Annotated in this window: 8 protein-coding genes; 4 read left to right on the top strand and 4 right to left on the bottom strand. The window is 61.4% G+C overall.

The window, feature by feature from the left end; translation table 11 throughout:
- Positions 1-52: 52 nt before the first annotated feature.
- Positions 53-2,860 carry a hypothetical protein gene (locus tag MKL09_RS11510; protein WP_244020253.1) on the bottom strand — a complete coding sequence of 936 codons (2,808 nt, stop codon included), beginning with the start codon at positions 2,858-2,860 and terminating at the stop codon, positions 53-55.
- A gap of 392 nt (positions 2,861-3,252) precedes the next feature.
- On the opposite strand from MKL09_RS11510, the gene MKL09_RS11515 reads away from it, so the two are divergent.
- From MKL09_RS11515 to MKL09_RS11530, 4 genes are all read left to right on the top strand, one after another.
- The gene (locus MKL09_RS11515; protein WP_244020254.1) at positions 3,253-5,049 is read left to right on the top strand and encodes a di-heme-cytochrome C peroxidase; all 1,797 of its coding nucleotides are present in this window, start codon (positions 3,253-3,255) and stop codon (positions 5,047-5,049) included.
- Positions 5,050-5,209: 160 nt separating this feature from the next.
- Positions 5,210-6,349 (top strand): helix-turn-helix transcriptional regulator, encoded by a 1,140-nt coding sequence (locus MKL09_RS11520; RefSeq protein WP_243962185.1) that lies wholly within the window; start codon positions 5,210-5,212, stop codon positions 6,347-6,349.
- A 60-nt stretch (positions 6,350-6,409) separates the two neighbouring features.
- Entirely contained in the window at positions 6,410-7,690 is a 1,281-nt protein-coding gene (locus MKL09_RS11525; protein ID WP_244020255.1) for a cytochrome P450, read from the top strand.
- Between the two features lie 296 nt (positions 7,691-7,986).
- Positions 7,987-9,342 carry a peptidoglycan-binding protein gene (locus MKL09_RS11530; protein WP_244020256.1) on the top strand — a complete coding sequence of 452 codons (1,356 nt, stop codon included), beginning with the start codon at positions 7,987-7,989 and terminating at the stop codon, positions 9,340-9,342.
- 250 nt (positions 9,343-9,592) lie between these two features.
- On the opposite strand, the gene MKL09_RS11535 is transcribed toward MKL09_RS11530, so the two are convergent.
- The 3 genes from MKL09_RS11535 to catC form a co-directional block, all read right to left on the bottom strand.
- Entirely contained in the window at positions 9,593-10,810 is a 1,218-nt protein-coding gene (locus MKL09_RS11535; protein WP_244020258.1) for an ABC transporter substrate-binding protein, read from the bottom strand.
- Between the two features lie 119 nt (positions 10,811-10,929).
- Positions 10,930-11,217, bottom strand: coding sequence for a YciI family protein (locus tag MKL09_RS11540; protein ID WP_244020260.1), 288 nt, complete (start codon positions 11,215-11,217; stop codon positions 10,930-10,932).
- A 23-nt stretch (positions 11,218-11,240) separates the two neighbouring features.
- Positions 11,241-11,525: a muconolactone Delta-isomerase gene (catC, locus tag MKL09_RS11545; RefSeq protein WP_244020262.1), complete on the bottom strand. Its 285-nt coding sequence runs from the start codon at positions 11,523-11,525 to the stop codon at positions 11,241-11,243.
- Positions 11,526-11,603 lie beyond the last annotated feature (78 nt).

Here is an 11,603-nt window from a genome sequence, read left to right on the forward strand (position 1 = left end):
CGCGAAATTCCAGCTCGGATTCCAAATGCGCTTGTACGGGCCGTACCGCCTTCTATTCGGGGGGTCGGCGAGTAATTTCGTTGTCAAGATAAGTCGCCCACTCAGACAAATTCGTGAGCTGCGAGCCGAACATTTTACTGATCTGATGGAAGCCCAGAGCCCGGTAACTTTCGAACTGGCTTTCCGAAAACCACTGATTGGCCGTACTTTCATGCGGGAAAGCTGTGCTGGTGGTGCCATAGGCGCGGACCTCGGCGGGGATGTCCTCGAGAAAGCTTGGCTTGATGTATATTAGAGATGCCGCGTCACGGGCGCCTGGATAGGTGATCGTACCTCGCGCATAGCCCATGGCACCGGCACGTTTGCCCTCACGCTCGATCGTCGAGCGGGAACGAATCCGCATCTCGCCCATCTGGACTTTCGCCAATCCGTCGACCTCCGCTTTGCGGATTACATTGCCGAGATCGAAGAAAGTGCATTTCTCGTCCTGACCCGCATCGATCACCACGATCCGCGCACATCGCCGCCGCAGCATCTCGTAGACGCCGAGATTATCGAAATGGCCGCCATCTGACAGATAAATTGCCTGTCGCACATCGGTGCTGCGGCCGCCGAGTTCGCTCAGGAGCGCGAGCACGGAGTTGGCCGGCTTGGCGAGCTTCAGGTCATCCCGGCGTGCGACCGCGGGGTTGGGTAGCCAGGCCCCGAGCCGAACGTTGAAGAGCGTCATCAGGAAAGCGATCATGCGCGACGAATGATAGCCCCAGTTCGGGCTGACTGCCGCGCCGGAGATCGTCAGGAGCCCACCGAGCAGGGGCCCTTTGCCGGCGCTGACTCTGTCGCCCCGGGTCTCCATACCGGCATATTCCGATGTCCGGATATACGCCCCGCGCGGACCACCCGTACGAGGCATGTCGCGCGCCATGTCCGCGCGGTCTAGGATCGCTGAGCCGCAGGCGAAGGGTGTCGCGGTGAACGAGGCGGCTTTTCGCTCCGCCCACTCGGTGTGTAGGAGGTCCGTGAGATTGAGCGTCATATTGACGACGGGCAGCAGCCGCTTTTCCGTCCCGAGTTCGGCGATGCGCGGACTGTCTGCTTCGTCGAAATCGGTGAAGGGATCGGCGTCACGCCGTGTCCGCGCCGAGCCGAGAAAGCCCCGGGTCAAGCGGTTGCGGTAGACGCCGTGCATCGAGAAGCGGTTGACGTTGACGCGGCCGAACAGCCAGACGGCGCCAGCTAGGAGCGCGGCCACCACCAGATCCATTATCAGGATCATTCCGTAGGGATTGATGCCACAATCGACACCTGCGTTAACGCCAAGTTGCGTCCAGCGCGGCAGCAGGCAGTCGCCCCATCCATCGTGCACGTAGCCGAGAAAGCGGCCGAGGCACCATCCCATCAGCGCGAATAGGCTGATCCCGAAGACCGCCGCCATCCCGCTCAGGCCCATCATCAGGAGGTCGTCCATCCGCCCCTTGGCGGCCAGAGACTGCGCGCGGGCGAAGACCTGCTTGCCCAGGACGGCGGCGGCCGGGCCGGTAGCGAGGGCGCCCAACGCACTGAACAGACCAGGAAGTTGTGCGTCGTCGCGACCGAGGGCGACGGCAGATAAGATCAGGCAGCACAGGCACAGGCCCGCCCAACCCACCGCGGCCAGCAGGAGTTGCCCGTCGATCCGCGCGACCCATTCGCGGTCGAGGTCGGCGCATTCAGCGCTCTTCCGGAACCCGATGAAGATGACACTCTGGAGAAGGTGGATGACGATCAGCGCGGGTGGGGCCGCGACCGTCAAGATTTGTGAAACCTGAGCCCGCCCGGCATCGAAGCTGGCGGCGGCGTCGCCCACCAGCCAATCGATGCTCAAGCCGGCGCAGATACTGATCAGCGTGGCCGAGACAAGACTGCTGGCGAGCCAGGGGCCGACATTCCGCTCGTACAGCCAAAGGCCCGGATGGCCCTTCGACGTTTGCCATATCAAACCGCTGAGATAGGCTGCGACCTGCACGGTGAAATATCCGACGCCCAGCTGGCACAATGACAAGGGCGATACCGGCAGCGCTTGCTCGAACAGCGCGCGGAGCGTGAATGGCAGAGCAAGGGCCCAGAGGCAGGTCGGCGCGATGATGCCGGCCGCGATCAACGTCGGGGAGGCGTACGCCGTTAGCTCGCCCTTCCGCGGCCGATGACTCGGCAAAAGGGTGCAGGCGCTGAACGTCGCAACGAACAGCGCCGCGCTGCCGAGCACCAAGGGAAGCCACAGCGTGCTTCGGCTCGCAGCCTCGAGTGCCGTCCTGTAGGCAAGCAATCCGAGGGGAACGAACAACAATAGTGGGAAGATGAGAAGCCAATTGAGAATGGTGTTTCTTATGTAGAGAACGATGCCTGCCCAGGTGTCCCTCGACAGAATCCCGACTTCCGGGGTCAGGTAGTTCGTGTATCGCCGCAGCTTGGCGAAGATCTCGTTGCCCGAGTCGCCGAGTTGGCGTTCAGCCTCGGCTATGCCGCCGCACTGACGAATGAACGTCTGCAACCAGCCGCCCGCGAAGCCGCCCCCCGATACCGTCGATAGGTAGTGGAATTCGCCGAGCATCCGCCTGTTGGCCAAGGCCTGCAAGGCGCCGAGGCAGAAGGTGGCGCTGCGGATACCGCCGCCGGACAGACACAGGCCGGCGAGCCGGGCTTGGTCGGCCCGCGTCTGCCAGGGCGTTTGATCGCCGGGCTGCGGCGGCCCGCAGAAATGGTCCATTTCCTCTTGAAGCACCTGCTTCGTTTCCAGGTACCACGCGTCGCCGCCCGTCGTCACCGCGGGCAGATGATGTGGAGGGGCGTCCGCCTGACTTTCTGCGATACTTGTGCTCATCGCTCCTCCCACCGCCTGCGCGGTGCCCGACTTCGCAGTTCAGCCGACGCAGAACAAAGGTGTCCTCACTCCAGTCGACATAGTAAATAATCAAGTAAAATATTACTCTATTGAATTTCGAATATTACAAGATAAATTTTTATAAACACAGTATAGGTAAAATATATGAAACCGCTTAGCATATGCTTGAAGTGAGGCTGGTCGCGGTAGCCTTGCGTTTTCGACTGATTGCCACACCCGTGATGGCGAGCATTGCCGGTCCCCGGAATTTCACCGAAAATCTGTATTCGAACATCATCCATTTGAGGGACGCGCCTGCCTGGATCGGTGCTTATTAGATTTGGTGAGACGTTTCGCGAAGACAGGGTTCCCACCATGTCCCAGGTGAGATCGTGACCCGCTCCACGGCCGCACATGTGGTCGCGCTCACGGCGATGATCCTGGTCCCGACGCAGGCCGGGTTGCGGGCCGCGGCCCAAGAGCCGGAGGGGAGTCCGCGGTTTCTTCAGCAATCCTGGAATCCGCAGGAGCGAGCGTGGTTCTACGTTGCGAGCCAGGGTTCGCAGATCATGCCCTATGCATGGTTCATGTCGCTGGAGCGTCCGGACGGCGACAGGCTCTTCGTCGAGGATGGGCTCACCCGCTTCGGATACCTGCCGAACCCGTATAACGGGGAGCGCGGATCGATCCGCAGCGGGCTTCCCATCGGCTTCGTGAAGGATGTGGACGATCGCGGCGAATGGATCGGCATGACCTGCGCCGCCTGCCACGTGAACATGGTCGAATTGCGCGGGCAATCGATCTTGGTCGATGGCGGCCCAGCAAATGCAGACATGTTCGCATTCATTGAGGAACTCAGCCGAGCCGTCGCCCTGACAACCGACGATACGGCGCGTTTTGAACGCTTCGCCCGCCGCGTAATCCCACGGGAACTGTCGACGCCGGAAGCAGGTCCATCCGAGGCCGACAGTCGCCGACTACGTATGAGCCTGGCCCGGTTTGCCGAGGACTTCTCCCGTTACGTCGAGGCGAGCCGAACCACGGTGCCTTGGGGACCAGCACGCCTGGATGCCTTCGGGATGATCTTCAATCGGGCGACGGGCATCGATTTGCACGACCCGCACAACATCGCCCAACCCGATGCACCCGTCAGTTACCCCTTCCTGTGGGATACGTCTTGGCATGACCGGGTGCAGTGGAACGGCTCGGCCCCGAACGGGCTCGCCGTCGAGCGACTGGGCAGGAATGTCGGCGAGGTGCTGGGGGTGTTCGCACATGTCGACATCCGTGAGCCGACCCTGCCGCCGCTCTGGTTCGAGACCTCCGTGGACCGGGTCAACCTTCTGCGGATCGAGAACCAATTGGGCGCCCTCACAGCGCCGGCTTGGCCGGACCGGATCGCGCCGCGCACGGAGGGGCAGAACCAGGACGCTGCAGCAGGAAAGGTTCACTACGACAGGTATTGCGTGTCCTGCCACGCGATCGCCCCGACTGACGCGATCCGCAATCTGAAGGTGACCCTGACGCCGCTGGCGGAGATCGGGACTGACCCGAAGATGGCAACGAATGCTGTGTCCCGGCGCGCGCGAACCGGAATCCTAGAAGGTGTCCGAATGCCGTTTCTGGCAACGACCCCCCCGTTAGCCGCCGAGACGAGCAGCCTCGAACTCGTGGCCGCGATCGTCGCCGGCGCGATCCTGGCGCCGATTGACCGCGGACTGGACCTGTCGGGAATAGGCGCGGACCAGACCATTATCCTCGACCGGTTGCTCAAGCGAGGTGCCGCCGCGCTCGCGTCCCGCAACGAAATGCTCAACGATCTCTCGACGTCCGGCGGCAAGAGTCTCGCTGCCGAATACATCAGCGCGCGAAGAGACCGCGATCTTCTAGTCTATAAAGCACGTCCTCTCAATGGGATTTGGGCGACGGGTCCGTATTTGCATAATGGGTCAGTGCCGAATTTGCACGAACTTCTGCTTCCTTCAGCCCGGCGATCTAAGACGTTCCGTGTTGGCAGCCGCGAACTGGATGAGGCCCGCATCGGCTTCCGGTCCGACACTGGCCCATTCTTGTTCGACACCGCGCTGCCGGGCAATGCCAATACCGGCCACGAAGGGCCTGCTTACGGGACGGGGCAACTTGACGACGTGCAGCGCCGGCAGCTCCTGGAGTATTTGCGAACCCTCTGATTGCGCGCGTTATGCGGTGTAGATTTCTATCGTGGAAGTATCGAATTGTCGTCCGATTGCCTTCGCAATGGAATAAGTGGTTCCGGCGTTCATCGGATCCGACCGGAAGGTTGGAGATCTAACGACACTCAAAATTCCGCATTCACCGTGGAGCGTGGCCATGCAGGATCTCGAGGCGTATTCGCATCTAGTAGGGTCAATCTACGACCGTGTCGGCCAACCGGAAGAGTGGTCGGCTCTCCTAGAGGATCTGACGGGGTTCGTCGGCGGCCGTGTCGGTCAGCTTGCTGTGTTCAGCCTCGAGGGGAATCGCAAGCCGATGTGGGCGGTGTCCGGCTTCGAACGGTCGCGGTACCGCGAGTTCCTCTACCGGCATGCCACCGAGGATCCGCGCCTCCCCTACATCCTGTCGAACCAGGGCAAGGTCATCCGAGCCGAGGAAGGGATCGATGCCGCGCGGTTCCGGGAGACCGCCCTGTTCAAGGAAGTCGTGCAGCCCTTCGAGATCGAGCACAGCCTCGTCACCTACTTTGCCAAGGAAGCTGATGTCATGGCCACGCTCGCGGCCATGCGCGGCGAGGCGGCTGGACCCTTCCGGTCTGACGAGGCGCGGCGCCTTGCAATGCTTGTCCCGCATCTGCGCCGGGCCTTCGAGTTGTACGCGCTGATGCGGCAGGCGTCAGAGCGAACATCCGATCTCGCTTCCGCCCTGGATCTGCTGGATGCCGCTGTGATCCTCACAGACTCTCGCCTGCACGTGGCGCACGTCAACCGCGCCGCCGAAGCGCTTGCACAGTCTCGCACCGGCGTGTCCTTCGCTAAGGGCAGCCTCGTCTTCAAGGATAGCCAAACCGGACGGCGAATAGCGCGCGCCGCCAGCGAGGCGCTCTCGGCTGCAAGCGGTGACGTCGCAATCACACATGCAGACCACATCGCCGTGACCTGCGGTGAAAGTGGCGTTCTATATCGCGTGTCGTTGCACCCGCTGTCGAAGCGGCCGGCGAGTACCGGGTCAAGGGTGAAGGCTGAACTGGCGATCGTGATCCGGACCGGAACACAGAAGGTCCAGGAAAGTAACGCTGCACGGTTGCAGAAACTGTTCGGGCTGACTGTCGCCGAGTCGATTCTTGCCAACGCAGTGGCTTCGGGACGGTCCCTCAACGCACATGCCCAGGACCGTGGCATCGCGATCTCGACCGCCCGCACACAATTGCGCGCTCTGTTCGCCAAAACTGAAACGCATAGGCAGGGCGAACTCGTCGCGCTTCTGCGTGAGGGATTGGACGTCTCCCTCAACTGACGCACCGAGCATCAGGCCGGAACCTTCGAGTTTCACCGCGAAGTAAACTGGAGGGCGCGCATGCGCACCGTCGCTCCCAAGACACCCTGCCTCGAATTCTTAGAGGCCCTGCCGGTGTCGAAGCGCTGGCAGTTCGCCCGGGAATGGATCGCCTGCGCGCCGAAACCCTTCTTCGCGCAGTTGCGTGCGCGACGGACCGCCCTGGATTGCGGTGCGGTTGTCTTGGTCGCCGGCCGCGCCGAGGTCGAAGAAATCCTGTCCTTGCCGCAGGTCTTCTCCGTCGCACTCTACAAGCCCAAGATGGGCGAGTTCATGCTGGCGCTCGACGGCACGGAGGTGAATTACCGGGATAAGGCGGTCATGCGCGCCGTGCTGTCCTGGCGCGACCTCCCGGCTATCCGGGATTTGGCGGGCGACATCACCGACACAGCCCTTGAAGAAGGCGGTGGAACCATCGACGTTGTCGCGTCGATCTCACGTTTGGTGCCCTTGCGAATCGTACAGCGCTTTTTCGGGTTCGCAGCATCCGATGCCGACCTTCTGCGCTGGTCATACGCCAACCAGTTCGATCAGTTCAATAACCTGCCCTTCGACGAGCGAGCCGATGCAGACGCGATTCACGCAGCGGCGGATCTGGCACGTGGGGAAATGCGGGCTGCGTTCGCATCGATCATCCCGGCGCGCCTCGCGGCCATCGAATCCGGCACCGATCTGCCCGACGATGTTCTCACTCGGCTGCTCCGGCTGCATCTGCCGGTGGCAACCGGCTTCGGTATGGACCGCGTCGTCATCAATGTCGGTGGGTTGCTCATCGGGGCCATCGAGACGACCTCGGAGGCCGTGGTGAACACTCTCGCCGAACTCCTGAGCCGGCCGGCGATTCACGAGGCTGCGCGGACGGCCGCCCGGTCCGGTCCTGCCGCCTTCGACGGCTACGTATGGGAGGCGCTGCGCTTCGCGCCGATCGTCGCCTTCATGTTCCGCCAGGCAGAAACCGACCATGTGCTCGGTCGGGGCAGCGCTAACGAGACCGGTATCGCGAAGGGTAAGATCGTCTTGCCCCTCAGCCTATCGGCAATGTTCGACCCGAATGGAGTGCCCGAACCGGAACGCTTTGATCCCACACGCCCGGATCAAATCTACCTGCATTTCGGCAGAGGTCATCACGAATGCCTTGGCCGCTATGTAGCTGGCGCAATGATTCCTGAAATTGTTCGTCGCATCCTCCTTCGAGACGACGTGCGGGCCGACGGCGCCGTCGAGGACGAGGGGACGCCATTCCCGACCGCGTTCAGGATTTCCTATGATGGAAGGTCGATAGAAACCTCCAAGCTCGCTTAGCCGGTCGCACGAATAAAACCCCGCCTAGATCACGAGCACGACGACGGAACGAGGCGAGGCAGCCTTCGAACGGAGTTCCGACGGTCACGTTGCTTGGTTCACCTGGTCAAACCCTGGCTGAACATTCTTCTGCCTGGAACTCAACATGCATGTGAACTCTCACGTTTGCAGCCAAATTAGTAGATAAATACTATTATATCCCGCGATCTGCTGCATCCAAGTTTTGACTATTCCCCAAGGTGCCGAATTAATCACCTCTGTTAAAGCTTCGTCAACTCAAATCTCGGAGCATCAACATGCCATCCTTCAAGGATTTTCAGGACGATTACGAGCAAATTTGGGCGTCGCTTCAGATCCGGCCGGAGAAACTTGCATTAGTGCGCAAGCTGGCGCAGCAACTCGCCAGTGGCAAGTCACGGTACCAGGAAATCGAGTCGCGCACGGGCGTGCCCTGGTGGTTCATTGGGCTCTGCCACTATCGGGAATCGTCTTTTAACTTCGATACTTATCTCGGTAATGGACAGCCGCTTGAACGACGGACCACTATTGTCCCAAAGGGGCGCGGCCCCTTCACCGGACCACAGGCATTTGCTGAAGGGGCGATCGACGCGCTGCGTCTTGAGGGCTTGGTTGGGGTTAGCGACTGGAGCACTCCGCGAGCACTCTATCGGCTCGAAGGCTTCAACGGCTACGGCTACCACGGCAAGGAGGTAAATTCGCCTTATCTTTGGGGCGGATCGACAGCCTATGGGCCACCAAGCGCGCGCGGTGGAAAGTTTGTGCGTGACCACGTGTTCGACCCAAACGCGATCGACACACAAATCGGTACCGGCGTGATCTTGAAAAGCTTAATCGACATCGACGCATCTATTGAACTCATGGCGCCGCGATCCATAAAGGTCGATGTGTTACGTGAGCCCGACGACGAACTCGCTGACAGCACGCTATGGGTTCAGCAATCTCTCAATCGCCTCGGCGCGGTGCCGAGCCTCGTCGAGGACGGCCGGAACGGACCGCGGACCATGACAGCCGTTTCGAAATTTCAAGCGCGGCGCGGCTTGGACGATACTGGCCTCTCAGATGCGCACACGATAGCCGCTATCCAAGAAGCGCTGCATCCGGCGGGGCCGGGCAATGCAGTGCTGACACGTATCCATGACTTGGAGCGCCACGTTGCTATGAAAGCGGCTGCTACGACGCAACCCGTCTCGATGCATCCGATGGTGATCTCGTCAGCGAATGTCGCGCCCGCCATGCCGCCCATTGATGTCGCAGCACGGCTCGACGACCTCCTTCAAGCCTTGCGTCGGCAGATCGACGGGGCGCAATTTGCGACCGCGCGGGCCACCCCAGGCTTGGCTTCAGCGGGCCCTGACGGCGCGGCACTTGGACAGGTCAATGGCGCGCTCGGAGAGACGATCGGACAGCTACTATCTGGAAAGAAGTCGGCAATCGGCATCACAGGCGCTGTGGTGACGCAAATACTCTCACAGGTCCCACTTAGCACAGGTTTGGGTCAAGTTCTGGCACAGCTCACACCGGCTTTCGGACTCAGCCCTTACACAATGCCGATTTTTATAGGGCTTACAGCGTGGGGGGTGCTCGGAAAATTCGAGAAATGGGCTGCGGGGGCAATTAGGCCGACATCGTAGCACGCGGCGTATTTTCAGCTGGATCAACCGCGCCTCAGCTTGAGTGGCCGGCGATGTGCCGTAACTCAGACATTCCACCTGTTTGAAGCATCCGCCGCCAACTAATCCCTGGCGCCGTCGAGGCTAAAGAGCTTAGCGCGAAGCAGAGGACTGGGCTTGGCCGAAAGCAGACGGACGGCTTTGGGCGTTAGAGCCGAAGAAACCGACCATCCTTGTTGCAGTTCAGCTCATATCCGCACGAAGGTGCGTATCACTCCTTCACCAACTTGCACGTGCTTTCGGAGAGCGGCTGGAATGCCTGCTCGCCGGGAATGGTCTTCAGGATCTTGTAGAAATCCCAAGGCCCCGCCGATTCTGACGGTGCTTTCACTTGGGCGAGGTACATGTCGTGCACCATGCGTCCGTCCGGGCGCAGCTTGGCGTTCCGCGCGAAGAAGTCCTGGATCGGCAGTTCGCGCATCTTGGCCATGACTCGCAGGCCGTCGTCGGTTCCGGCTGCCTCGGCCGCCTTGAGGAAGTGGAGCACGGCCGAATAGTCTCCGGCTTGCACCATGGTCGGCATCCGGCCGCCCATTCGCTCGCCGAAGCGCCGGGCGAAGGCGCGCGTCTGCTCATCCATGTCCCAGTAGAAGCCCGTCGTCAGGATCATGCCTTGAGCGGCCGGCAGCCCGACGGAATAGATGTCGGTCAGGAAAATATTGAGACCGCCCAGCCTCTGTCCGCCCTGCAGGATCCCGAACTCGCTCGCCTGCTTGATCGTGTTGATCGTATCGACGCCGGCATTGGCCATGCCGATGAACTTCGCCCCCGAAGCCTGCGCCTGCAGCAGGTAGGACGAGAAGTCGGGGTTGGGGAACGGATGCTTGACCGATCCGAGCACCGTGCCGCCCTTGGCCTTGACGACACGGGTGACCTGCGCCTCCAGGTCGTGCCCGAAGGTGTAATCGGCCGTGATGAAGAACCACGTGTTCTTCGGATCGTCCGCCAGGGCCGAAGCCGTCCCGGCCGCGAGGGAGTACGTGTCCCAGGTCCAGTGGGCGCCCGTCGGCGAACAGGCGGCGTTGGTCAGTGCCATGGAGCCGGCACCGGAGTTGATGTCGATCTTCCCCTTGCTGCGCGCCACCTCGCGCACGGCCAGACCGGCAACGGAGGAATTCGTATCGAAGATCGCGTCGACACCCTCTGTATCGAACCAACGGCGCGCGATCGACGAGGCGATGTCCGCCTTGTTTTGATGGTCTGCGAAGATCAGCTCGACCTTTCGGCCATCGATCGGCCGGCCAAAATCCTCCACTGCGAGTTGCGCAGCTGTCACGGATCCCCGGCCGGCGAGATCCGAATAACCGCCGGACATGTCGGTCAGAATGCCGATCTTGATGCCGCCATCGGCATATTGGGCGGATGCCGGTACGACGGTGAGGGCGGCGGCGCCGAACGCAGCGGCCGCCGTCAAGGAACGACTGATCATTATATCCTCCCGTATTTTATTGCTCTCGATGCGACCTCCCGACTTTGAAGAGATCGGGCAGCGCAACCACGCGACGCTGGTCAGCGACCGCTTACGGCAGAAGACATTCGTTCTGCCGTTCAAAGATAGCTTCGGCCGTCGAGGTAGGCCTTGCGCCAGCGCTTGATCTCGACACGGTCGAACAGGCCCACCTTGTGGAACGGGTCCGCCTGGATGAGTGCCTCGGCTTCCGCGCGGGTGTCGACATCGACGACGTACAGGCCGCCGCCAGCATCGCTTCCGTCGTCGTTCAGCTTCGCGCCACAGGCCAGGAGCCTGTCCTTGATCCGGTCGAGGTAGACGAGATGCTCCGCACGATTGGCCTTGCGAAGGTCGAGGCTTCCGGCCTTGTCGAACGTTTCGATCATGTATGGCATGGACGTTAGACCCGTCAGTTGGCTGCGATGGCGGAAGGATGCTGCGCCAGTGGCGTGACGCTGATCGACATGTACGGATAGAGCGGCAGCGAACTCAGGATTTCGTGAAGCTCGTCGTTGCCGGCGGCGTCGAACACGCTGTAGTTCGCGTACTGCCCGGCGATGCGCCAAAGGTGCCGCCACGTGCCCTCATGCTGCAGCTTCTGAGCATAGGCCTTTTCCTGGGCCTTCAGGCGATCCGCCTCCGATTTGGGCAGAGTGTCCGGGATGTTGACCTGCATGTGGACCATGTAGAGCATGACACCGATCCTTTATCGTCGTGGCTTCCGAACGCTTCCGACCTGGGACGCATTGCGGTGGATGTTGCCGACTATAGA

The organism is Methylobacterium sp. J-048 (assembly GCF_022829515.1).
Lineage (GTDB): Bacteria > Pseudomonadota > Alphaproteobacteria > Rhizobiales > Beijerinckiaceae > Methylobacterium.